This is a genomic window from Rhizobium sp. rho-13.1 (assembly GCF_007000305.1).
GTDB lineage: Bacteria > Pseudomonadota > Alphaproteobacteria > Rhizobiales > Rhizobiaceae > Rhizobium > Rhizobium rhododendri.
This window is the reverse complement of sequence record NZ_SCFL01000007.1, coordinates 1-22,845: the sequence shown is the minus strand read 5'-3', so window position 1 is coordinate 22,845 and position 22,845 is coordinate 1. Positions and strand designations below refer to the sequence as shown.

Genomic DNA, 22,845 nt, shown 5'->3' with positions numbered 1-22,845 from the left:
CGGATACCAGCTGCTATCGCAACATAGCCACATCTGGTACCGATTGCCGCGCAAGTCACTGAAATCGCGCGATAAAAATCGCAAATTTCAGTCAGATCTCGATTGTCGTCGGTTCCAAACTTACAGGAAATCGAAGCTGTGGCCAAGATGCCAGCCTCAGAACTAGCCGAGTTCGATGCCATGTCGCGCGATGAAATCGACCATTGCCCGGTCTTCGACGGCGTCTTTTTCGATTGCCTCGACGACGCCGAAGACTTTGCGCTCGTACTTCGTTCGCTCCGCATCATAGGACCACCCGCGCGTCACCTTCGCCTGAAGTTCGGCGCGTGATTTGCTGTAGTAGTGGTTGAGCTGCAAGAAACGATTGGAATAGAAGGCCGGCGACTTGCGGCCGGAGCGGGTGAATTGCTGGCCCGCATCGTTGACGGTGAGCTCTCCATGCTGGCGCGTCCTGAATTGGTGGACGCTGACTTCGACCACTTCGCAGGGATCGACGATGCATTTGAAGTTGGAAACGTTTTCCTGCCGTGTCAGCGGATCTGCGCCGCGCATCGTGTAGTTGGAAAGCAGCGGTCCATCTGGCTTTACGACATGACCTGATGTGCCGAACATATGCCAGGGCAGGGAGACATTCGGAAAGCCGCCGGCGCCTTCCAGCGCCTGCTCGATGGTCGAGCCCTGTTTGGGCAACAGGAATTCATCGACATCGATGAACGCCATGCGGCTGTAAAGGCTGCCGAAGTTGAGAATAGCGTGAGCAAAGGCAATCGTCTGGCCATTCAGCAACTGTCCACTTGCCGTATCCGACATGCGGGCGATCCAAGGAACGATTGTCAGGGCATTGGCTGGAAGGAGATCCGACAGAAGCGCCCGCGTACCGTCCGTCGAGCCGTCATCGTAGATATAAAAATGGTCCACGCCAACGGCACGATGGAAGCGGATCCACTCTTCGATATAGACTGCCTCGTTCTTGACGCAGGCCATGATCGCAATGCCATGGCGGCCGGGAGCAGGCGCCGGCGGTACGATCGAAAGCTTTCGTGTGAGCGGCCTTGCCGACTTGAACCAACCCATTGAGGCCTCTTTTCGCGAATGGGACTGCCGAATCGCAGCGCTGTTGCGACAGCATATCCACCCGCCAGCCCCCTAGGGCAAGTCGCGCTGCCGATGATGCTTACTAACAAAATAGCGTCGCAATTCTGTCGACAAATGCGATATCCGTCCTATTTCGCGTCGAAGCTGCAACTTGACTTTCGAAAGCGGGAGTTACAAGCATCAGGCCGTAGTTTTGATAACGGTGGCTACTGTAACAATATCTGTTGCTTTGCGAGGTGACGGCTTTTTGGCCTAGCACCTGGCACATGGACGATAGCGGAGAGATCATGATCGATAATTTAGCGCGTATTTTCGTCGGCTTCGATTCCAAGGAAGTCGTAGCCTACCACGTTCTCACGCAGAGCATCGTCGAACATTCATCCATTCCTGTGGCGTTCTCGCCGATCGTGCTGAGCAATCTCGGCGACCTCTTTACCCGCGAACGCAATGCCCTGCAGTCTACCGAGTTTTCCTTCTCGCGCTTTCTGGTCCCGCACCTTTGCAACTACGAAGGCTGGAGCATCTTCATGGATTGCGACATGCTGGCGCGTACCGACATCGCCGAGCTCTGGAACCTGCGCGACGACCGCTATGCAGCGATGTGCGTCAAGCACGATTACCAGCCCAAGGTTGAAACCAAGTTTCTCGGCCAGACCCAGACCAAGTACGAGAAGAAAAACTGGTCCAGCCTGATCATGTTCAACAACGCCAAGTGCCGCGCGCTGACGAAGGAATTCGTCAACACAGCGACCGGCCTCGAACTGCACCAGTTCAAATGGCTGGAAAGCGACGACCAGATCGGCGAACTGCCGGTAACCTGGAATTACCTGGTCAACGAATACGATCACCGCCCTGATGCAAAGATCGTCCACTTCACCGACGGCGGCCCTTATTTCGACGAACACCGCAACGACGATTACTCGGAAGAATGGTTCGCGATGCGCGACCGCGTCCTCTCCGTTCAGCAGAAATAAGTATTCGTGGAACCCGTTTCAGGCAATGAACAAGCGCCTGGCAGTTCTCTGCCAGCGGCCGGCTCTCTTTCAGGGATCACCGAGGTCAAGGATTGGCAAGCGATTTTCGCGGCCTTCTCCCATGTCGTTCTCGTTGCCAACAGCGATACGGTCGATATCGCCGGGCTTCAGAAGCAATATCCGCCCAGCACCCTCTTCGTGTTTTTCAACAAGGTCTACAAGGTGCTGGACGCGCCCTTTCAAGGCAACGCGCTGCTGATATCGCGCGGCAGCTCCAAAGGTGCCAACATTGTCTACCGGCGAGAAGTTGGCGACGTCGTCAAGTTCTTCCCTCGGGATCGTTTCCTCGGCATCATGAATATTCGGCTTAACACCGAGGAGAAATTCAATACCGCCGCCGAATTTGAAAACACGCCCACCGGCCATCTCGATCTGAGCGGGTTCTGCAACGACTTCTATCCCGAGGACAAGGTGCCGACCAGCGGCTTTGCCATTGCCCTGTGGCTCAGCGACCTGAAATTGCCCGGCACCATTGTCCTTGCCGGGTTTTCCGCGCGTCGCAGTCAGCAATGGAAGGTCGTTTCCGTTCACGACTGGAGTTTCGAGCAAGTCTTCTTGCGCCTTTTTGCGCGCATGGGGAAAATCTCTGTCCATGGCGGCATCTCACAAAATGCCTACGCAGCCTTGGCAAAACGTTTCCCGGATATTCCGTCGTCGGAAATTTCAATGGCGATTGCCGATGTCTTGTCCGAGCGTCTCGGCAACGCCAATGCCGAGATCGACAAACTGATATCCCTCACCAATGTCATTCGCGACATCGATAATTTCTTCCGTCGCCTGCGGCCGCGTTTTCTAAAGCGACGCTGAGACGGTATTCCTCCCAAAAAAGATGGCTATGCCCGGCTCATTTTCCGACCTCAAAAAACTTCTTTACCGGAACATCAAATACCGGCTGACGCGCCCGTCGCCGCCGACAGTTACACCGCGCTTCGCAGGCCCCGTGCTTGTCGTCGGTTCTGCGCCGGTCTCCCATAAACCGGCCGATTTCGACGACAGGTTTCGCGTCGTGACGATCAACGGTTCGCAGGCGGTGACTGAGGCCTGGGGCATCGAGGAGCCGGATGTTACCTTCGTGCAATTCAACCAGATCGAGGGCACCAACACCAACGCTGTAGAGGTTCGTCGCGTGCTCAACGGCAAGCGGACTGGAGCTTTGTTCGTCTTGCTCTGGCGCAAGGATGAGCGCGAACGGCTCGAAAGGGGTTTGCAGGCGTTCAATTACAAGCCGCGCACGCTGACGATCGTCGATCGGTACGAGCGAATGGCTTTGCTGGACCGCGTTGTCGGCCGCAAGAGTTTCGAGATGGATACCGATTCCAAGTGTTCCAATGGTATCAACGCCGTGCTCTTTGCCCTATACAACGGCGCCACGGCAGTGATCATCACCGGCATCAACCCCAACTCGGGCGGGCATGCCTACAATCAGGTGAATTTATCGCGTCAGCATGTTCGAATGGATCAGGAGATCCTTGTGAGACTGATGCAGCAGGGTTATCCCGTTTTTACCACTGACCCATCGGTGTCGGAGTCGATCGGCCTGCCGCTGTGGCAGGGCATTGAAAATGTCCAGCATGCAGGATTGTCTGGCGAGCGGAGCAATTCATGAACCCTTTTAAACCCGTCGTTGCGCTCTGTCGTCACATTGAGCAGCGCTTTGTGCCCTGGCCATTGCTGCTCATTATCCTACTGACGATTGCCGCCTTTTTATTCGGCTATCTCGCACCCTGAAGGAGCGGTCGACATCCTATGTCGCGACTGCCCTTAATTTTCGGCGTAAAAGTAAATGACGTCGCTGGCTCCTGGCTCTGATCTGCCGAAAAACGCGTCCCTCACGAGCGCGGCTTGAGCTTCTGCGGATCGTAATGGGCGAAAGGCACGATCACGGCTGGAAGGCGCTTTTGCTGGCCATCCAGCATGCCGATCTCGACCTCGGTTCCGATCCCGGCATGCACTACGTCCATCCGCGCCAAGGCAATGGTCTTCCTCAACAGCGGCGAGCGGGTCGCACTGGTGACGACACCGACCTGCGCCCGCCCGATATGCACGGTGTCTCCATGCCCAACCGTCTCGTTGGCATCGATATCGAGGCCGACAAGCCGGTAGCGGGGATTTTCCTTGCGGGCGAGCAGCGCGGTGCGTCCGATGAAATCCTCCGTCTTCGACTTCAGTGGCACGGTAAAGCCGATGCCGGCTTCAAAGGGATCGGTCTGGTCTGAAAATTCGTAATGCGCGAAGATCAGTCCGGCCTCGATGCGCACCATATCGAGTGCTTCGAGCCCCATCGGCTTGATGCCATGCTTCTGGCCGGCCTCCCACACGGCGTCGAACACGGAGATGGCATCCTTCGGATGACAAAAGATTTCGTAGCCGAGCTCGCCGGTATAGCCGGTTCGTGACACCACCACCGGTGCGCCTTCGAAATGACCGATCCGGCCGACTGCGAAACGGAACCAGTCAAGCTCGGAGATCGCTGGCTGCGTCGGCGCGGTCCAGACGATTTCCGCAACGATGTCCCTGCTTTTCGGCCCCTGCACGGCGATATTGTGCATCTGGTCGGTGGACGAGCGCACCCAGGCTTTGAAGCCCATCTTTTCCGCCTGCTCGCGCAGCCAGACGCCAGAGAAATCGTCGCCGCCGATAAAGCGGAAATTGTTCTCCGCCAACCGGAAGACGGTACCGTCGTCGATCATCCCACCGTTTTCGTAGCACATGGCGGTGTAGACGACTTGGCCGGGAGACAGCTTTCTGATGTCGCGGGTCATGCAATATTGCAGCAGGGCCTCGGCATCCGGCCCGGTGATCTCGAATTTCCGCAGTGGCGACAGGTCGATCACCACAGCCCGTTCGCGGCAGGCCCAGTATTCCTCGGTCGGTCCGTCGTTGTTGAAGCGGTTGGGCAGCCAATAGCCGCGATATTCGGCGTAATTCCGCGTCATTGCGGACAGGCGGGGATGGAAGGCGGTTTCCTGGGTCATGTCCGGCTCTGCATCGGGAGTCATTCTGGTCGCCACGGCTCGAGAGAATTTTCGGTCAGCGGAGTAGGTACGGACATGGATATCTGTGGGGTCCCAGCCGTTGGCGGCATCGATATCGTCGGGACATGACGAGGAGACGCAAACGAGATCGGTCAGTGCCCGCATCAGCACATAGTCGCCCGGCCGCGACCAGGGCTCGTCGAGGTAGAGCTGGTTCTGGTGGTCAATGTTGGTGTTGTAGAAATAGTTGATCGCCTCCCAGCCTTTGCGGGGAGCAATGCCAAAGGGCGACAATGCATCGTTGAAATTGTCGGTGCAATTGGCATGGCCGGGATAGCCCATGTCGTCATAGTAGCGGGAATTGCAGGCGGTGGCGAAGGCGTCGTGCCTTCCGACCGTGTCCTGGACGATTTCGACAAGCGGTTCGAAGTCTCGGTCAAAACATTTTGAGGGAAGACCGGGTGTCGGATAGCTGCGGCTGAGCAGCGTCCGTGTGACCGTGGCGTCGATGGCCCGGTCGAGCCCCTTGTCGACCTTGCGGGCGGCAAAAGCCTGGAAGTCGGTACATTGGCGGCCGGCGACATCGATGATCTGGATGAATTCGCCGGCGCGGACAAAATAGGCTGATGCCGATGCCGCCGCGATGCGCAGGTCCTGCAACGGATCGGCCATAGGCTCCGGCAGCGTCTCCTCGTAGCTGCGCGACAGGCGTGCGCGCTGTACCATGACAGAGATTGCCGTCGATGTGTCCTGCCGATCGAAATCCATGGGAGCGCCGGGTGCGGCGACGACCAGCAATCCATCCATTGTCATGGTCAGCGCGGCCGAAGACCCTGGTGCAGAGCCGCCACCGAAAACTGTCAGTGCAGCGGCCTTGCTGAGGTCTGCGCCGCGTCGCCTCAGCGCTGCGAGCGTTCGGCTGGCGCTATCGCCACCTTCGGAGAGGATATCCTGCAGGCCTGATGCAGTTCGCGAAAACGCCACGCCAAGTCCCGCCGCATTGAACTGGCCTGCCCCGTCGATGAACGTGATCTCGCAGAGCTGGCCGCCTTCGGTATCGGTGACGACAACTGTGTCGCCAGCGCTGACCCTGATCACGGTCGAGCCTCGCCCTTTCACCCGGTAGCGCTCGCCGCCGGGCCCAAGTGCCGGCATTCCGGGCCTGATGATCCGGCTGGCGCGGGGCGGCTGCAATACGTTGGCGGAATGGGGCATTCGAACCTCCGGCGAGCATCGGCCGCCTGATCTGCATGTTCTTATATATCCAAATTTTGGGATGGAACACAAAGAGAGACTTGACCCTCATGAAAAAAAATTCACTATGAGAAATAAGTGACGCGACCGCTTGAGACTGGGATCGATCAGGAGACGCTGTAAAAGCGCCCTGCCGAACAAAAGCGCCGCCACGATCCAACAAAAATACAAGGGAACGCGCATACCGCGCGACGCAAAAACTGGTCGAGGAGACTGCTATGGTAGCTTTCGTTGAAACCGAAGGGTCCGAAGCCGCGTCAAGCGGCGGGCTGATCCGATCCCTGGATTGGAAGGGCGCCTTCTGGGTTGCCGCCGGCGTCCCGCCGCTTGTGCTGTTCTCAATCGGCGGCATTGCCGGCACAACCGGAAAGCTGGCCTTCGTCGTCTGGATCATCTCCATGGTGATGGGCTTCCTGCAATCCTTCACCTACGCCGAAATCGCCGGCATGTTCGCCAACAAGTCCGGCGGCGCATCCGTCTACGGCGCCACCGCCTGGCTGCGTTATTCGAAGTTCATCGCGCCGCTATCCGTCTGGTGCAACTGGTTTGCCTGGTCGCCGGTGCTGTCGCTCGGCTGCGCCATTGCTGCGGGCTACATTCTCAATGCGCTCTTCCCGATCCCGGGCGCCGATTCGCAACTTGTCGTCTCCTGGATCGCCGCCCATGCCGGCAGCATCACGGCCGATAGCCCGAGGGTTGCCGAATGGCTGGCGACCAATACCGGCAAGACCCAGGCAGACGCGATTACCGCGCTGATATCCGCCGATGGCATCGCTGCCTATACGCCATGGATCAGAAGCTGGTCGCTGGTGACTTTCAACATTCCGTTCCTCGCCAAGGCCAGCCTCAATGCCACCTTTGTCATCGGCGGCATTCTGATGCTGATCATCTTCGCCATCCAGCACCGCGGAATTCTTGGCACTGCCAGCGTTCAGAAGTGGCTGGCCATCATCGTTCTCCTCCCGCTGCTGATCATCGGCCTCTATCCGATCTTCAGCGGTCAGATCGACACGCTCAACGTCACCGGCCTGCTGCCGCCCACGGCTGCCTATTCCGGCGTCGATGGCACCTGGAGCAATGGCGGCTGGACACTGTTCCTTGGCGGTCTCTATATCGCCGCCTGGTCGACCTACGGCTTCGAGACCGCCGTCTGCTACACGCGCGAACTGAAAAACCCGAAGACAGATACGTTCAAGGCGATCTTCTATTCCGGCCTGCTCTGCTGCCTGTTCTTTTTCCTCATTCCATTCACGTTCCAGGCCGTACTTGGCCAGACGGGCATGCTGGCACCGGGGATCGTCGATGGAACGGGCGTCGGCGAGGCGCTTGGCGGGCTGGTGCATGGCGGCAAGATCGTCACGCAGTTACTGGTTATCCTGATGATCATGGCGCTCTTCCTGGCCATCATGACAGCGATGGCCGGCTCCTCGCGGACGCTCTATCAAGGCTCGAAGGACGGCTGGCTGCCGAAGTATCTTGATCACGTCAACGAGCACGGCGCACCGACGCGCGCCATGTGGACGGATTTTGCCTTCAACCTGTTCCTGCTGGCGATCGCCTCTGACACGGCCGGGTACTTCTTCGTACTGGCGGTATCCAATGTCGGTTACATCATCTTCAATTTTCTCAATCTCAATGCCGGCTGGATCCACCGTATGGATAGCGGCCACATCGAGCGCCCCTGGAAGGCGCCGACATGGCTGATCGGTCTCAACACGATACTGGCGTTCGTCAACGCATTGTTTCTTGGTGCCGGCGCCAAGGTCTGGGGATACTCCAATGCGCTCTGGGTCGGCTTCATCTTCGCAGCCCTGATCCTGCCGGTCTTCGCCTACCGCCATTTCGTCAGGGACGGCGGGAAATTTCCGGAAGGCGCGATGGAGGACCTCGGTCTCGTCGGCCAGGACCTCGGTGTGAAGAAAGCCGGTATCCTGCCATATGTAGCGCTGGCAGCAGGACTTGCGGTGGTGCTCGTCGCAAATGTCATCTTCCAGCTTCCGGCCTGAGCCTTGCAGACGACACGCGGCCTATGCCGCGTGTCTGAACTATCCGCATGCCTCACGCTGAGGTGAGACGTCCGCCCAGTTTCTCAAGGCCAGCACTAAAATGAACATACCTCAGGCTGTGATAACCCGGGTCGAGTATCGGCCAAGAGAGGAATGGGACGATCCCGTACGCGGCAGCGTCGCCTTCTACACACTGCTCAGCAGCGACATCACCCCCACCGACAGCATGTGCGCCGGCGTCGCCGAAATCGCGCCGGGCGGCGGTTCGAGGCAACTGCATCGCCACGCCGAACCGGAGATCTACTATATGCTCGAAGGCACTGGCGTCATGAGCATCGACGGGACCGAGACGCTCGTCGCTGCGGGTGATGTGATCTTTATTCCCGGCAATGCGGAGCACGGATTGAGGAATGAGACGGATGCGCCGGTCAGGCTATTTTATGTATTCCCGACTGGACGTTTCGGTGACGTCGTCTATCGCTTTCCGGATTGATTGCTCGTCAGTAGTCGACGAAAATATCTGCATCCTTGGCTGCAGCAATGAAGGCTTCGCGTGACGCGCTGGTCGGCTTATCGTTGTCGAGCACTGCAAGACAGATGTTGATAGCCATGCGATGGGTATCCCCCTGTGGGCCTGGCCAGCAGGAATAGAGGCAGTCTACGGCATCGAGCGCGCTTCCAACGTGCCTGAATTCACCAGCTTTAGGAGCCTCGACGGTCACCATGACGTCCCAGATTTTCATATCCATACAACACAACGAATGAGTGATCGAAATGGTTGCATACAATTATTAATAGAATTAGAGAGTATGAAAATTCAACACAGGTAATATACGCTCCTCTCGGGCATCAGGGCCTCGAGGATCCGAACAGGTCACCCCAGGCTGGCTGTGCGCCGTCGAAGGGCAGGGCAGTTGCTTGATGGACGCCACGTGCAATAGCGCGTGCCATCACCGTCGTCGAGAGTTGGCAGAGTTCGAGAAAGTCAATCATGCCTTCCATCGGCCGGGCGCCGGTCGATGCTGCAAAGACTGTGTCGCCGTCGAATGGCAGATGGGCCGGCAACAGGGCGCGAGCCAGTCCGTCCTGCGCCATGATTGACAGCCGGTGTGCCTCCACTTTGGTGACGATGGCATCCGTGACGACGACGCCGATGGTGGTTGCCGTGATATTGACCCCCTTCAAGCGCATCGCCCGGTCTGCCGTGGAAATGGCGGGAGGCATGCCAAGACCTCCGAATTCGTTGTTCTCCTCGAACGGCGCGGCCCAGAAATGCGGACCGTCTCCGATGGTAGGCGTGCCCAGCGCATTGACTGCGACCAGCGCGGCAATTCGGTGTCCGCCGCTTGTGACAGCACTCGCCGACCCAAGGCCTCCCTTGAACGTTGCCGTCGTGGCCCCAGTGCCGGCACCGATGCTTCCGAGGGTAAATTCGCCCTTGGTCGCTGCGACGAATGCCTCATAGCCCATGTCGCGATAGGGGGAATGCAGGCCCCAGTCCTTGTCTCCTCCGTTCAGCAGATCCATCAGGATCGCCTGTGGTACGATCGGCACGCGCGTGGTGCCGACCTGCAATCCGCGTCCAATCTCGCGCAGCGCCGCCTGTACGCCGCCCGCCGCATCCAGCCCGAATGCCGAGCCTCCTGAAAGCACGAGCGCATCGACTGCGCCCACCGACATCGACGGATCGAGCAGCGCCGTATCCCGCCCGCCGGGCGCGCCGCCCATCACCGTGCCGGAAGCAACGGCCGGTGCATCGAAGACGATGACGGTGACACCGGACCCGAGCTTTAGGTCGGTGCAGTGGCCGACGGAAACACCCTCTATGTCAGTCAGCAGATTGCGGGAAACGGTCACGGGAATATCCTGTCGCTATGGTCGGATGGCGATAGGATCGCAAGGCATTGGAAAAGACAAGACCGGCACAGCTTCCGCTGAACCGGTCTTGCTTGGCAGGATTTGGACGACAATGCCGACTTTGGCCCTTAACTGAGCCTAGACGTGAATGGGCTTTGCAGGGCTGCGTGCCAAGAGGTCGCGAATGGCGAGCCTGACTTCGTCAGCGCTGCCGAAGCGGCGCTCATCCAGGTCATGGACATGGTATTTCACGGCAATGAACCGCAATTGATTGTCGTCAGGAACGACGATACCGACAGGCACGCCTGCATACTCGATAACTTGCTTCTTCATGCGATACTCCCACCGCGCTATGCACGGTTATGGAAAAATGACGATGTTGTTCCGAAAGGGACGAACGTCACATTCGACAGCGCGGGCCGGAGCGAAAGCCCGAGCAGTCTTGGTCCAGCACAAGCTCCCAAGGCGGGCATGCGATAAGTGTGTCTTTTCTCATGTCACTTCCCTTGCGTTGGCGTTGCACTTTTGAGGTCCCCGCGATATCCGGGGTACCGGACGATGGAGCCAAGTTTGTCTACTCAGTTAGTAGATTATAGCCTGGTTTCCATCGCAAACATATTCTGGTCGATGTCAAAAATTTGCCTGTTGTCGAAATATCGTTCCGGCTATCGAGCATATCTGCGAAAGATAATTCGTTCTTCCGTATATACCCGACGCCGGGATTCGCTCCTTCTCCGACGCGCCAGAGATAGGAATTTGGGATCAGCCGGACAATCCCCCAACGGTTGAAAATCAGCCGGGTCGCCAAATGACCCTAATGGTTAACGGCCAAACCCAGGTTCTCCGAAGCCTCGATGAGCGCCTTTTCCAGGGCTTGCAGGAAAAATTCGGCGCTCTCCCTGCTGATGCAAAGTGGCGGCTTGATCTTCAACACGTTGAGGTGATCGCCGGTCGGCTGCACGATGACGCCGAGTTCCAGCAGCCTATCGCAGAGCGCCGCCGTCTCCATGGTTGCAGGCGCGAGCGAATCACGGTCGGTGATCAGTTCCAGGCCGAGATATAGTCCCATGCCATGTACCGCGCCGATCAGGGGAAAGCGCTCCATCATCGACACCATCCGGGCCTTCAGGTGTTCACCGACAACTCGAGCATTGTTCTGCAGCGCCTCGTCCTCCAGGATGTCGAGCACGGTCATGCCGACGATCGAACTCACCGGACTTCCACCTGTCGAGGAGAAGAAATAGCCTTGCCGTTCCAGCGCATCGGCAATCGGCCTGCTGGTGATGACAGCACCGAGAGGGTGGCCGTTGCCCATGCCCTTGGCGATCGTAATGATGTCGGGGACCACGCCCTGCTGCTCGAACCCCCAGAAAAAATCCCCGAGCCGGCCATAACCGATCTGCACCTCGTCGGCGATGCAGAGGCCGCCAGCGTCGCGCACGAGCGCATAGATCTGGCTGAGGTAGCCCTCGGGCGGCACGATACCGCCGGCATTGCCGCAGAGTGATTCTGCAATCACGCCAGCCAGGCCCTCGCCACTTTCACGGACGGCATCGATCAATGGCCTCGTTGCTTCGAGATAGGCGTTGCCTGCGTCGGGTCCGCGAAACTGCCCACGAAAGCTGTTCGGCGCCGGTGCTGCATGCACCCAGTCTGGCCGCGTTGTCAGGGCTTGCGGGTTGTCGGCAAGCGAAGTCGAGACCGCGTCGCTGGCGACCGACCAGCCATGATAGCCCTCCTTCAGGCAGAGCATGTTGCGGGCGCCGGTATAGGCCCAGGCAAGCCGCAGGGCGAGATCGTTCGCCTCCGAACCGCTGTTGACCAGGAACACGCAGTCGAGGCCCTTCGGCGCAAGTGCGGCCAGCCGCTCTGAAAAATCTGCGATTGCCGCATAGTGAAAACGCGAGTTGGTATTGAGCAGCGACCACTGCCGGCCAATCGCCGCGTTGAGGCGTGGATGGGCATGGCCGAGGATCGTGACGTTGTTGATCATGTCGATATAGGTGCGGCCTTCGACGTCGAAGAGATATTCGCGCCACCCGCGCTCGATCTGTGGCGGGTTTGCGTAATAGTGCTTCTGCGAGGCCGCAAGATGGCGCATCCGGCAGGCCAGCCTTTCGGCGCCGCTTGCCTTGGGGGCTTCGATCCCGGGCCCGAGCAACGCAGACGGTGAAGGGCAAAGCGCCGACCAGGCCGGGGCCGCATGGCGGGCACACAGCAGCGGCGGCACCAGCGCGGGACTGCGGCAAAGCTGCACCCGCAACCCGCCGACCGCGCCTTCTTCTCCGGCTATCGATCCGAGAACGTGGCCGGCAGCAATCTCGGCGCCGTCTTCCAGGCTGCAGGCGATGCCGTCGAGGTGCAGGCAGACATCCTGTCCTACCAGCACCAGATGCTGGGCGTCGTTGATGATGCTGCCGGCAAAGGGCGCGTTGACGATGGTGCCGGCGGGCAGGCAGACGTCGCAGTGCAGGGCAAAATTCTTTGGCGGTTGCAGGGCAAGCGGTTCCGTCAGCGACAGGCGGAACTCTCCGTACCGCGTCGCTGCCAATCCCGTCTCGCTGGCTGCCTTCGCCAGCAGTCGCCAATCGATATCAGGCTCCAGCCAGTTGCCATCGTCCAGCAGCGGGCTCGTTGTCGACAGATCGAGCGAAAGAATATCCGCAGTGTCGATGCCTGCAAGCAGCGGCATCCACGCCGAGGTGTCGATGGGCTGCGGATCGATGCCGACCGCCCTCAGAATGGCAGCGTCCATGAAATCGGCATTGGTGGACGTCGCGACCTCGAAGATCTCGCGCTCGAGGACAATGTTGTCACGGACATAACTATTGTCGGGATCGATCGCCAGCTGCTGCTCGCTGCTCGCCACCAGGATCACGGCGCGCGCGACGATCAGCGGCCACAGAGCCTGCAACTCGACCCCGCTCAGCGGCATCACGGCATGGTAGGCGGCAACCGCCGGCAGGATAAACAGCGGATCGCCATCCGCATGATGCAGAAGGGAGGCGCATGTCACGGCGAGGTCGCCGACCACCCAGCCCTTGATGATGTCGCCGAAGTCGATCACCCCATCGGGAATGAGATTGCCATGACCATCCGGCCGCGCCACGACATTGTCGCCGGTGATGTCGTGGTGCACCGGCTGCACGCGCAGATGCGCCGCCAGCGGCTGGATGCGCTTGACTGCCGTCACCATGGCCTTGGCGATGCGGTCGCGGGCCTCGTGATTTGTGATCGCAGACAACAAATGCACCGCCACCGGGCCGGCCCGGCGCAGATCCCACTGCAGGGTACGGTCGAGCCCGTGATGGTCGAAACCGGAAAGCGACTTTGCCAACCTGGCACAAAGCGACCCGAGCGCTGCCACCGTCGCTGTCGGCAGATGCTTGCGGCGCGTCAGGCCCTGGCCCTCGACATAGCTCAGGAGCCGGATCTGGAGGTCCTGGTCGTTGATGCTCAAAGCGACGATCTCGGCACCGCCGACTGTCGGGATGATCTCCGGAACGCGCGGTGCCCCGTCCATCGCGCGAAGATAGCGAAGCGCGGCATTCTGTGCTTCGAGCTCGACGGTGGCATAATCCGCATAGCAGATTTTCAGCACGTAGCGCGCTTCGCCGGTATCGAGCCGGAAGTTCCGGTCCTGCTGGCTGCCGAGTTCGATGAACTCGCCCGAGAGACCATAATAGGTCGCTGCAATTTCGGCAGCGTCTGCCACCGTGACTTCGGGCCTCGGCAATTGCATGCGGTTGACGAGCGCTTGGTCGGTCATGACACCCCCCGGATCACTTACTGCAAGAAGCAGATACGGCAAATCCTGGCAGCCACAAGACAAAGATGCAATCCGCCGGGGCGCAAACGCCGAGAATGTCGATTTTGCTCGCCGTTATGTCCGGCTAACCCATGCGCTCCGAAGCATAGCTGCCGGGGCTTGCCGGGAAGACGACTGTTCGGTTGCCGTTGATGAAGGTCCGGTGATGGATATGGGCGTGGATGGCGCGGGCGAGCACCTGGCTCTCGACGTCGCGACCGATGGACACATAGTCCTCGGCGCTCTGCGCGTGGGTGACCCGTGCCGTATCCTGCTCGATGATCGGGCCTTCGTCGAGATCGGCAGTGACATAATGCGCCGTGGCGCCGATCAGCTTGACGCCGCGCTCATAGGCTTGCTTGTAGGGGTTGGCGCCCTTGAAGCTAGGCAGGAAGGAGTGGTGGATATTGATGATCCGCCCCGACATCTTGCGGCACATGTCATCCGACAGGATCTGCATATAGCGGGCAAGCACGATCAGCTCCGTGCCGGTCTGCTCGGCCACGTCCATGATCTCCGCTTCGGCCTTCACCTTGTTTTCCTTGGTCACCTTGATGTGGTGAAAGGGAATGTCATGGTTGACGACGACCTTCTGGTATTCGAAATGGTTGGATACGACGCCGACAATGTCGATCGGTAGAGCGCCGATCTTCCAGCGATAGAGCAGGTCGTTGAGACAATGGCCGAAGCGCGACACCATCAGCAGTACTTTCATGCGCTTCGTCGCATCGTGGATTTCGGCATCCATCTTGAAGGTCGCGGCTATCGGCTTGAAGCCCTCGACCAGCGCCTCCTGCGCGATGCCTTCCTCGGACATGAAACTGACGCGCATGAAGAACTTGCCGGTATCGAGGTCGTCGAATTGCGATGAATCGACTATGTTGCAACCCTGGGCGGCCAGATAGGTTGAAATGGCAGCAACGATCCCGCGCGTTGATTGGCAGGATACCGTCAGCACGTAGCTCTTCATGTCTGTTCCCTCATTCGCAGGTTTTGGACCTGCATAAATCAAAGCATGGGCGCCGGATAGCCGGATGCGCAGCGCAATCCGCAAAGCCAGGGCCTACCGGCGCCTAGATCACCTTGCAAGCCCGCAGCCCATTCGCTTGCAGATTACGGCAGGCAAGCGAAAATCCCGTTCCCATTGCGTCGTCGGAACGCGTATCCCCGCCGTTGGCAGGGAAGTGCTTGCGCGGGATTTCCAAATGCCGCCGTCCTAGATGTCCAGCGTCGTATCGCGCTCCCACTGCGTGAAGTGCGAGGCATAGCTATTCCATTCCTGGTGCTTGAGCTTGACAAAGGCGGCGGAGAATTCGAGGCCCATCGCCTGCTTCAGTCCCTCGTCCTTGTCGTATTCGCGCAAGGCATCGAGAAGGTTCAGCGGCAGGCGCGGCGCGTCCTTCACGAGATGGCCTTCGGCATACATGTCGATGTCGTAATGCCTGCCGGGATCGGCATTGGTGTTGAGCCCGTCGAGGCCGGCAGCGATGATTACCGCCTGCAGCAGGTACGGATTGACCGCGCCATCGGGCAGCCGCAGCTCGAAGCGACCCGGCCCGGGTACGCGCACCATGTGGGTGCGGTTGTTGCCGGTCCATGTCACCGTGTTCGGCGACCAGGTGGCGCCGGAGGTCGTGCGCGGCGCATTGATGCGCTTGTAGGAATTCACGGTCGGATTGGTGATCGCCGCCAGCGCCGAGGCATGCTTCATGATACCGCCGAGAAACTGGCGGCCCTCGGACGATAGCCCGAAATCCATGCTCTTGTCGGCAAAGACGTTGGTCTTGCCGTCGGTATCCCAGACCGAGATGTGGCAATGGCAGCCGTTGCCGGTCAGGCCCTTGAAGGGCTTGGGCATGAACGTAGCGCGCAGCCCGTGCTTTTCTGCAACGGATTTGACCATGAACTTGAAGAAGGAATGCTTGTCGGCGGTGATGAGCGCGTCGTCGAACTCCCAGTTCATCTCGAACTGGCCGTTGGCATCCTCGTGGTCGTTCTGGTACGGGCCCCAGCCGAGTTCCAGCATGTAGTCGCAGATCTCGGTGATGACGTCATAGCGGCGCATGACCGCCTGCTGGTCGTAGCAGGGCTTGTCGGCCGTATCGTATTTGTCGGAGATCTGTTCGCCGTCCGCCGTGATCAGGAAGAACTCGGCCTCCACACCCGTCTTGACGCGCTTTCCAAGCGCCTTGGCCTCGGCAATCAGCTTCTTCAGCACGTTGCGCGGCGCCTGCTCGACCAGCTTGCCCTCCATCACACAATCGGCTGCAACCCAAGCAACATCCTTCTTCCACGGCAGCTGGATGGCCGACGAGGCATCGGGCACTGCAAACAGATCCGGATGCGCCGGCGTCATGTCGAGCCAGGTGGCAAAGCCAGCGAAACCGGCACCATCGGCCTGCATGCCTGCAATCGCCTGGCTTGGTACGAGCTTTGCCCGCTGGCCGCCGAACAGGTCAGTGTAGCTGATCATAAAGTATTTGACGCCGCGTTCCTTCGCCCACGTCTCGAGATTGATCGTCATCGTTCAGTTCCCCATTTGGTTTTTGCTGCGGCCTTTCCGGCCTGTCAGTCTACGGGTTCGCAGGCCACTTCCGTGCGCACCGAATTCGCGATAAAGCATTCGTCATGGGCCAGGTGATGCAGTTCGGCAGCCGCCTTCGCGTCCGGACCATTGCCCTCCCAGACAATGCGCGGACGCAGCACGACTTTGGCGACCCACATGCGACCGCTCTCGTTCTTTGCCATCACGCCTTCGGCGACATCTTCGTAGCGGTTGACCACGAAGCCGCGCTTGGCCACGAGGTAGAGAAACGTCAGCATATGGCAGGACGAAAGGCTGGCAATAAAGGCTTCCTCCGGATCGACGCCGGATGGATCCGAGTAGCGCGGTACCACGTGCGGCGAGGACGAGGCGCGAACGCTGACGCCGCCGTCGAACGACCAGAAATGTCCGCGACCATAGCGATTGTCGGTGAACGGCTCTGCCGCGCCCCGCTCCCACAAGATGGTCGCAGTATAGACGGCCATGTCAGAAGCCGCCCTTGCCGGGGATCCAGGAGGTGCCGGCCAGCGGCACCTGCGCCATGCCCGACGCCTCGATCGTCAACGCGCACAGATCTTCCGGCTCCAGATTGTGTACGTGGTTCTTTCCGCAGGCCCTGGCGATGGTTTGCGCTTCCAGCGTCATCACCTTCAGATAATTGGCAAGCCGGCGCCCGGCAGCAACCGGGTCGACGCGCTTCATCAGTTCCGGATCCTGGGTGGTGATGCCCGCCGGGTCCTTGCCTTCGTGCCAATCGTCATAGGCTTCGGCTGTCGTGCCGAGCGCCGCATATTCTGCTGCCCAGCGCGGGTCGTTTTCGCCAATGGCAACCAGCGCTGCCGTACCGATCGAGACGGCATCGGCGCCGAGCGCCAGAGCCTTTGCAACATCGGCACCATTGCGGATGCCGCCGGAGATGATCAGCTGCACCTTGCGATGCATGCCGAGATCCTGCAGCGCCTGTACTGCGGGACGGATGCAGGCGAGCGTCGGCATGCCCACATTCTCGATAAAGACTTCCTGCGTTGCCGCCGTGCCGCCCTGCATGCCGTCGAGGACCACGACATCGGCGCCGGCTTTTACCGCAAGTGCCGTGTCATAGTAGGGACGGGCGCCGCCGACCTTCACATAGATCGGCTTTTCCCAGTTGGTGATTTCGCGCAACTCCATGATCTTGATCTCAAGATCGTCGGGCCCGGTCCAATCGGGGTGGCGCGAGGCAGAGCGCTGGTCGATGCCCTTCGGAAGGGTGCGCATGTCGGCGACCCGGTCCGATATCTTCTGGCCGAGCAGCATCCCGCCACCGCCGGGCTTGGCGCCTTGTCCGATGACGATCTCAATGGCGTCGGCGCGGCGCAGGTCCTTGGGGTTCATGCCGTAGCGCGATGGCAGGTACTGGTAGACGAGGATCTGCGAATGGCCGCGCTCTTCCTCCGTCATACCGCCGTCGCCGGTTGTGGTCGAAGTCCCGGCGATCGTCGCGCCACGTCCGAGCGCTTCCTTGGCCGGGCCTGATAGCGATCCGAAGCTCATGCCGGCAATGGTGATCGGGATCTTGAGTTCGATCGGCTTCTTGGCGAAGCGGCTGCCAAGCACGACATTGGTCTCACACTTTTCGCGGTAGCCTTCCAGCGGATAGCGCGAGATCGAAGCGCCGAGAAACAGCAGGTCGTCGAAATGCGGCAGCTTGCGCTTGGCGCCGCCGCCTCTGATATCATAGATGCCGGTTGCCGCAGCCCGGCGGATTTCCGACATCGTATATTCGTCGAAGGTTGCCGAGGAACGTGGCGTGGTCGGCGGGTTCTGGTAGCTCATGGCGGACCTCGATTGATCGCATTGTTTTTTTGTCGCAGCGGAAAGTCCCCGCTGACTGCCTTGGTCTGACGCTCAATAGGCGTCCGCATTGTCGACATTGAAAGTATAGAGCTTGCGCGCCGAGCCGTAGCGGTTGAATTCCTCCGGCTTGACGTCTGTGATGCCGGCCTTTTCGAGCAGTTCGGCCAGCAACCTCAGGTGTTCTGGCTTCATCTCCTTGGCGATGCAGTCCGCGCCCAGGCTTTTCACCGTACCGCGCACGAAAATCTTCGCTTCGTAGAGCGAGTCGCCCAAGGCATCGCCGGCATCGCCGAGCACCACCAGGTTACCCGCCTGCGCCATGAAGGCCGACATATGGCCGATGCTGCCGCGCACGACGATATCGACGCCCTTCATCGAGATGCCGCAGCGCGACGAGGCGTTACCCTCGATGACCAGCATGCCGCCGCAGGCCGTCGCGCCGGCATATTGCGAAGCGTCGCCTTTGACGACAATCGTCCCGGACATCATGTTTTCGCCGACACCGGGGCCGGCCGATCCGTGGATGGTGATGGTGGCGTCTTCGTTCATGCCGCCGCAATAATAGCCGACATTGCCCTGCACATCGATGGCAACCGGCGCATGCACGCCGCAAGCGACGGCATGGCTGCCGCGCGGGTTGATCACCTCGAAATGCAGATCGTTGGATCCCGGCGCAATGTCATGCAGGGCCTGATTGAGATCGCGGAGCGGCGTGATCGCCAGATCGAAGGTGGGCATGTTCTGTCCTGCAATTGGTAACTTGGAAGGGGATAGAGGCATCCGGCGTAGAGCCAGTTTAGTGCTCCCAGAAATAAACGGTCGCCGGCTCCGGCTCCCAGACACGCGCAGCCTCGATACCGGGCAGGCTGACCAACGCCCGGTATTCCGAACCGAAGGCGACATACTGGTCGGTCTCGGCCATCACGGCGGGCTTGCAGGCGATGGCATCGCGCAGCACGCCGAAACCGGATTTGGTGCCGACGACGAAGGTGAAGAAGCCGTCGAGATCGTCGACAGCACCTTCCAGTGCCGCTCCAAGGTTTTTGCCCTTTGCCATTTCGGCCGTCAGGTAGGCGGCCGCGACTTCGGAATCGTTCTCTGTCTCGAAGCGCATGCCCTGATGCTTCAGCGTGCGGCGCAGGTTGTTGTGGTTGGAGAGCGAGCCGTTGTGCACCAGGCACTGGTCCGAGCCTGTGGAAAACGGATGGGCGCCGAGCGTGGTGACCGCAGACTCCGTCGCCATGCGGGTGTGGCCGATGCCGTGCGTGCCGGACATGTCGGCGACGCCGAAGCGCGCCACGACATCGCGCGGCAGGCCGGTTTCCTTATAAATCTCGATCGAATCGCCGCTGCTCATCACGCGGATATCCGGGCGAATTTCGCCTAGCGCCGAGCGGGCATCATCCAGCTTGTCTTTCGGGAGCGTAATGACGGCATGGCTGCTTTTGATCTCGACCGCAATCGTCTGTCCCAGCGCCTCTTCCAGCTCTGCCTGAAGTCCGGCAAAATCCTTCGCAGGCGTCGCGGATTGCACGGTGATCTTGGCGTCGCGCCCTTGAGAGCCCCCGTAGATCGCGATACCAGCCGAATCCGGCCCACGGTCGGTCATCGTCACCAGCATCGTGGACAGCATCGCGCCCAACTGGGGTTCCAGGCTTTTGTCCTTGAGGAACAGGCCGACAATGCCGCACATGATGAAATCCTCCGAATGATCGTTGCGAAAAAGGCCTAGCAAGAATCTTGGAATACTTCAACTAGGAAGAAAATAAATTTCCCTTAAAGAAAGATTGTCTGATCGTGTCAGTTTGTTTTACGGGCAGTTTTCGGAGGTCCGCCATAAGCCTGCCGATAGCAGCGAGAAAAATGTCCGGGGTTGGAGAAGCCGCAGGCAAAGGCGATTTCGGAGATGGATAGGCTGCTTTGCTGCAGCAGCTTTCGCGCATGGGCCAGCCTTATTCGGTGGTATTCTGCCAGGAATGTCGAGTTTAGCCTGGTTGCAAATAGCCGGTCGAGATGGCGTGGCGTGATCCGCGCGAAGGTCGCCATCGCCTTGCGATCGAGCGGCTGCTCGATCGTCGTCTCCATCTTCTCGATCACCGCAAGCAGGATAGGATGGTGCGTGCCATGGCGTTCGGCCTCGGAAGCCCGCTGCGGCTCTGCGGCCGAACTGACATGCCGGTGCAGGTACCAGTCGCTAACCCGGCGGGCAAAATCTGCACCCATGCGGGCCGCAATGATCGCGTGCAGCATGTCCAGCGGCGCAACGCCACCGCCGCAGGTCAACCGCTTGCCGTCGATGATGTAGCGCGCCTGCAACGGCGTCATGCCGGGAAAATCCTCGATTAGCGCCGGGGCATGCTCCCAGTGGATGGTGAAGCGCTCGCCGGAGAGAAGTCCGGCTGCGGCCAGCAGGTACGGCCCACCAGAGATGCCGCCGATGCGTACCCCGTCGCGATCGAGGGCCCGGAGCGCGCTATAGACGCCCGGCCAGTTCCATTCGTCAGGGTGGCCGCCGGCAACCACGAAGACCGTGTGCAGCCGTTCACCGCGACCCGGCAGAGGTTCTGCGGGAACCTGCACGCCATTCGAGGCGACTGCGAATACACCTTGCGGTGAGAACACGCGAAAGCGATAGATTTCCCGACCGGCGAGGAGATTGGCCGCCCTCAGCGGCTCCACCGCCGAGGCGTAGCACATCAGCGCAAAGCCTGGGATCAGGATGAAGCCAATTTCCTGGACATTGCTGCTTTCGCTATCGCGCATCACGTTTGCCCCAAGCCGGTCGCCCATAGGGATACGGAGTGGAAGCGCGGTCCGTGAAAGAGAAGTCGTGTCCCTGCGGACCATCGCCGGTCTTTGCTCTCGCTTATTTTACGGTCGCGCTGCATGCTTTCGCCATACGCTGGTTCTTGGCCGCAGTTGCCAGCAGCGCCATCTGCGGCCGGTCCGGTGTCTTGCGCGGTTGCACGTTGAGCGGCTCGCTCTCCGGCCACCAGTCGCCCGCCGCCCAGTAGCTCCAGCCGAGCCAGACATCGCTGTTCTTGCCGAGGATGTCGAGCATACTCTGAAGCCCGTCAAGGCAGGGCTGATTGCCGGCGGCGCCGAACTCGCCCAGAAATCCCCGTTTATGGTTCTGCCTCAGCCAGTTGGTGACGTCAGTGATACCGGTGCGTGCCTTCTCGGTGCCTTCGCAGAGAGCGTGGGTTCCTGACCAGTCAGCGTCTAGATACTGGTGAAATTCATAGGCGTAGAAATTGAGCGGGTCCGTTACGCCAAGCATGATCTCGGCGTTCGAGCCGCCGCCGAGCCTTTCCTCGCTCCATGAGTGGGCACCGGTCCAGATCGTCCCGGGAACGAGGATGAGATTACGGGCACCGATCGCGCGGATCCTGCCGATCGCGGTATTCGCCGCTTTAAGCCAATCCGGTGCCTTGATATCGTGCGGCTCGTTCATCAGGCCAAAGACTGTGCTCGGCTGGTTGGCGAAGGCCCCGGCAAGCCGCGACCAGAAATCACCGAATGCATCATCGGTGACCGGATCCTGCGAAATCGTCACCTTGTCGTAACGGGCGTAGTTGTGCGGGTCGAGAACGACTGTCATCCCGTTCTTGTGGATCCGGTCGACGGCCGCCTTCAGGCGCGAAAGTTCTTCGTCATCGAGTTTCTCGTTCAACTCGGGCTGCAGCCGCTCCCAGAGGAAGGGCAGGCGGACGACATTCATGCCCTTGCCGGCAAAGTAATGCACGGTTGCTTCCGTAGGGTAGATGTAGTCCGTACCTGCGACGCCATCGCGATCACCGTACTCAGCGCCCGAAAGATTGATCCCGCGATAGCAAAGCCCCGCTGCCTCGCCGCTGCCGGCGAAGGTCACGAGCCCTATGAGGGCCGTCGATAGCATCGCAAACCTGCGCGCCATGCCAGCGATCGAGATTTTCATATCAGTCGCCCACGGGTTAGCGGTCTCGCCGCGCGTTTATACTCTCTGCATACAGACAGGTTCACGGCAGGTCCAGAGATAGGCAGCCGCAGATCTGCCACCCGTTTAAGGACTTGGGATTATCCCTTTCAAAACAATAATCGCGCCAGAGGTTTTCCTTTTGCCGCGAGTGGTGAATTTGCGCTATAGCGTTGCGAAAGACGCAGCGCGGCTGTCTCGCGCAATTGCCTTTTGCTGTTGGAAGCAGCAAGACATACTAGGTGTGCTGGAGACGGGCGAATACGCCCGGAAGAAATGCAATTGCGGACTGGGATGACCGGCGCCTGAGGAAATTGTTGATGGTACCTGCCGATCGGCTCGTTATGCCCTTTTTGGCTTTGCCGCGCGTAACAAAGCGCGCCTTTGCACTCCTGGTCGACTCCAGCCTTTGTGTACTTACGGTATGGTTTGCCTATTGCCTGCGGCTTGACGGGTGGGTGATCCTCGAGGGTGTCGAAT

General features: G+C 59.8%; 20 protein-coding genes. 6 read left to right on the top strand and 14 right to left on the bottom strand.

Annotated elements, in window-relative coordinates; genetic code table 11:
• Positions 1 to 162 precede the first annotated feature (162 nt).
• Positions 163 to 1,074: a glycosyltransferase family 92 protein gene (locus EQW76_RS17625; protein ID WP_142830204.1), complete on the bottom strand. Its 912-nt coding sequence runs from the start codon at positions 1,072 to 1,074 to the stop codon at positions 163 to 165.
• 311 nt (positions 1,075 to 1,385) lie between these two features.
• On the opposite strand from EQW76_RS17625, the gene EQW76_RS17620 reads away from it, so the two are divergent.
• From EQW76_RS17620 to EQW76_RS30165, 4 genes are read left to right on the top strand one after another with little or no spacing between them, the layout of a single operon-like run.
• Positions 1,386 to 2,069, top strand: coding sequence for a glycosyltransferase (locus EQW76_RS17620; RefSeq protein WP_142830262.1), 684 nt, complete (start codon positions 1,386 to 1,388; stop codon positions 2,067 to 2,069).
• A gap of 6 nt (positions 2,070 to 2,075) precedes the next feature.
• Positions 2,076 to 2,936 (top strand): 3-deoxy-manno-octulosonate cytidylyltransferase, encoded by an 861-nt coding sequence (locus EQW76_RS17615; protein WP_161990964.1) that lies wholly within the window; start codon positions 2,076 to 2,078, stop codon positions 2,934 to 2,936.
• Positions 2,937 to 2,964: 28 nt separating this feature from the next.
• A complete protein-coding gene (locus EQW76_RS17610) occupies positions 2,965 to 3,735 on the top strand; it encodes a membrane-anchored protein (protein WP_142830206.1) in 771 nt (256 codons plus the stop codon).
• Complete coding sequence (locus EQW76_RS30165) at positions 3,732 to 3,857, top strand: hypothetical protein (protein ID WP_257625651.1); 126 nt, start codon at positions 3,732 to 3,734, stop codon at positions 3,855 to 3,857. Before EQW76_RS17610 ends, EQW76_RS30165 begins: the two co-directional genes overlap by 4 nt.
• Before the next feature lie 101 nt (positions 3,858 to 3,958).
• Here EQW76_RS30165 and EQW76_RS17605 read toward each other — a convergent pair whose 3' ends face one another.
• Complete coding sequence (locus EQW76_RS17605; protein ID WP_142830208.1) at positions 3,959 to 6,319, bottom strand: aminomethyltransferase family protein; 2,361 nt, start codon at positions 6,317 to 6,319, stop codon at positions 3,959 to 3,961.
• A gap of 257 nt (positions 6,320 to 6,576) precedes the next feature.
• On the opposite strand from EQW76_RS17605, the gene EQW76_RS17600 reads away from it, so the two are divergent.
• Complete coding sequence (locus EQW76_RS17600; RefSeq protein WP_142830210.1) at positions 6,577 to 8,364, top strand: APC family permease; 1,788 nt, start codon at positions 6,577 to 6,579, stop codon at positions 8,362 to 8,364.
• A 100-nt stretch (positions 8,365 to 8,464) separates the two neighbouring features.
• Complete coding sequence (locus EQW76_RS17595) at positions 8,465 to 8,857, top strand: cupin domain-containing protein (RefSeq protein ID WP_142830212.1); 393 nt, start codon at positions 8,465 to 8,467, stop codon at positions 8,855 to 8,857.
• A gap of 7 nt (positions 8,858 to 8,864) precedes the next feature.
• On the opposite strand, the gene EQW76_RS17590 is transcribed toward EQW76_RS17595, so the two are convergent.
• The 12 genes from EQW76_RS17590 to EQW76_RS17535 form a co-directional block, all read right to left on the bottom strand.
• Positions 8,865 to 9,089, bottom strand: a complete 225-nt coding sequence (locus tag EQW76_RS17590; RefSeq protein WP_224140323.1) for a DUF982 domain-containing protein — start codon at positions 9,087 to 9,089, stop codon at positions 8,865 to 8,867.
• 124 nt (positions 9,090 to 9,213) lie between these two features.
• Positions 9,214 to 10,221 carry a P1 family peptidase gene (locus EQW76_RS17585; RefSeq protein WP_142830216.1) on the bottom strand — a complete coding sequence of 336 codons (1,008 nt, stop codon included), beginning with the start codon at positions 10,219 to 10,221 and terminating at the stop codon, positions 9,214 to 9,216.
• A gap of 138 nt (positions 10,222 to 10,359) precedes the next feature.
• Entirely contained in the window at positions 10,360 to 10,554 is a 195-nt protein-coding gene (locus EQW76_RS17580; protein WP_142830218.1) for a hypothetical protein, read from the bottom strand.
• A gap of 481 nt (positions 10,555 to 11,035) precedes the next feature.
• Positions 11,036 to 13,990 carry an aminotransferase gene (locus EQW76_RS17575; protein ID WP_142830220.1) on the bottom strand — a complete coding sequence of 985 codons (2,955 nt, stop codon included), beginning with the start codon at positions 13,988 to 13,990 and terminating at the stop codon, positions 11,036 to 11,038.
• Positions 13,991 to 14,114: 124 nt separating this feature from the next.
• The gene (gene purU, locus EQW76_RS17570; RefSeq protein WP_142830222.1) at positions 14,115 to 14,999 is read right to left on the bottom strand and encodes a formyltetrahydrofolate deformylase; all 885 of its coding nucleotides are present in this window, start codon (positions 14,997 to 14,999) and stop codon (positions 14,115 to 14,117) included.
• A 246-nt stretch (positions 15,000 to 15,245) separates the two neighbouring features.
• The gene (gene glnT / locus EQW76_RS17565) at positions 15,246 to 16,553 is read right to left on the bottom strand and encodes a type III glutamate--ammonia ligase (RefSeq protein WP_142830224.1); all 1,308 of its coding nucleotides are present in this window, start codon (positions 16,551 to 16,553) and stop codon (positions 15,246 to 15,248) included.
• A gap of 44 nt (positions 16,554 to 16,597) precedes the next feature.
• Entirely contained in the window at positions 16,598 to 17,059 is a 462-nt protein-coding gene (locus EQW76_RS17560; RefSeq protein WP_142830226.1) for an OsmC family protein, read from the bottom strand.
• 1 nt (position 17,060) lies between these two features.
• On the bottom strand, positions 17,061 to 18,389 hold the full coding sequence (locus tag EQW76_RS17555; protein ID WP_142830228.1) for an FMN-binding glutamate synthase family protein: 1,329 nt from the start codon (positions 18,387 to 18,389) through the stop codon (positions 17,061 to 17,063).
• A gap of 72 nt (positions 18,390 to 18,461) precedes the next feature.
• Positions 18,462 to 19,148, bottom strand: coding sequence for a GXGXG domain-containing protein (locus EQW76_RS17550; protein WP_142830230.1), 687 nt, complete (start codon positions 19,146 to 19,148; stop codon positions 18,462 to 18,464).
• A 58-nt stretch (positions 19,149 to 19,206) separates the two neighbouring features.
• Positions 19,207 to 20,103 (bottom strand): glutamine amidotransferase family protein, encoded by an 897-nt coding sequence (locus EQW76_RS17545; protein WP_142830232.1) that lies wholly within the window; start codon positions 20,101 to 20,103, stop codon positions 19,207 to 19,209.
• Positions 20,104 to 20,210: 107 nt separating this feature from the next.
• Complete coding sequence (locus EQW76_RS17540) at positions 20,211 to 21,173, bottom strand: GlxA family transcriptional regulator (RefSeq protein ID WP_142830234.1); 963 nt, start codon at positions 21,171 to 21,173, stop codon at positions 20,211 to 20,213.
• A gap of 103 nt (positions 21,174 to 21,276) precedes the next feature.
• On the bottom strand, positions 21,277 to 22,347 hold the full coding sequence (locus tag EQW76_RS17535; RefSeq protein WP_142830236.1) for a glycoside hydrolase family 5 protein: 1,071 nt from the start codon (positions 22,345 to 22,347) through the stop codon (positions 21,277 to 21,279).
• Positions 22,348 to 22,845: the final 498 nt, after the last annotated feature.

Excerpts from the sequence above, each read along its gene's own strand:
- EQW76_RS17610 (WP_142830206.1), top strand. The coding sequence starts at position 2,965 with ATGCCCGGCTCATTTTCCGACCTCAAAAAACTTCTTTACCGGAACATC.
- EQW76_RS17575 (WP_142830220.1), bottom strand. The coding sequence starts at position 13,990 with ATGACCGACCAAGCGCTCGTCAACCGCATGCAATTGCCGAGGCCCGAA.
- EQW76_RS17535 (WP_142830236.1), bottom strand. The coding sequence starts at position 22,347 with ATGAAAATCTCGATCGCTGGCATGGCGCGCAGGTTTGCGATGCTATCG.
- EQW76_RS17605 (WP_142830208.1), bottom strand. The coding sequence starts at position 6,319 with ATGCCCCATTCCGCCAACGTATTGCAGCCGCCCCGCGCCAGCCGGATC.
- EQW76_RS17545 (WP_142830232.1), bottom strand. The coding sequence starts at position 20,103 with ATGTGCGGCATTGTCGGCCTGTTCCTCAAGGACAAAAGCCTGGAACCC.
- EQW76_RS17600 (WP_142830210.1), top strand. The coding sequence starts at position 6,577 with ATGGTAGCTTTCGTTGAAACCGAAGGGTCCGAAGCCGCGTCAAGCGGC.
- EQW76_RS17625 (WP_142830204.1), bottom strand. The coding sequence starts at position 1,074 with ATGGGTTGGTTCAAGTCGGCAAGGCCGCTCACACGAAAGCTTTCGATC.
- EQW76_RS17550 (WP_142830230.1), bottom strand. The coding sequence starts at position 19,148 with ATGCCCACCTTCGATCTGGCGATCACGCCGCTCCGCGATCTCAATCAG.
- EQW76_RS17595 (WP_142830212.1), top strand. The coding sequence starts at position 8,465 with ATGAACATACCTCAGGCTGTGATAACCCGGGTCGAGTATCGGCCAAGA.
- EQW76_RS17590 (WP_224140323.1), bottom strand. The coding sequence starts at position 9,089 with ATGGTGACCGTCGAGGCTCCTAAAGCTGGTGAATTCAGGCACGTTGGA.
- purU (WP_142830222.1), bottom strand. The coding sequence starts at position 14,999 with ATGAAGAGCTACGTGCTGACGGTATCCTGCCAATCAACGCGCGGGATC.
- EQW76_RS30165 (WP_257625651.1), top strand. The coding sequence starts at position 3,732 with ATGAACCCTTTTAAACCCGTCGTTGCGCTCTGTCGTCACATTGAGCAG.
- glnT (WP_142830224.1), bottom strand. The coding sequence starts at position 16,553 with ATGACGATCAATCTCGAGACGTGGGCGAAGGAACGCGGCGTCAAATAC.
- EQW76_RS17560 (WP_142830226.1), bottom strand. The coding sequence starts at position 17,059 with ATGGCCGTCTATACTGCGACCATCTTGTGGGAGCGGGGCGCGGCAGAG.
- EQW76_RS17580 (WP_142830218.1), bottom strand. The coding sequence starts at position 10,554 with ATGAAGAAGCAAGTTATCGAGTATGCAGGCGTGCCTGTCGGTATCGTC.
- EQW76_RS17555 (WP_142830228.1), bottom strand. The coding sequence starts at position 18,389 with ATGAGCTACCAGAACCCGCCGACCACGCCACGTTCCTCGGCAACCTTC.
- EQW76_RS17540 (WP_142830234.1), bottom strand. The coding sequence starts at position 21,173 with ATGCGCGATAGCGAAAGCAGCAATGTCCAGGAAATTGGCTTCATCCTG.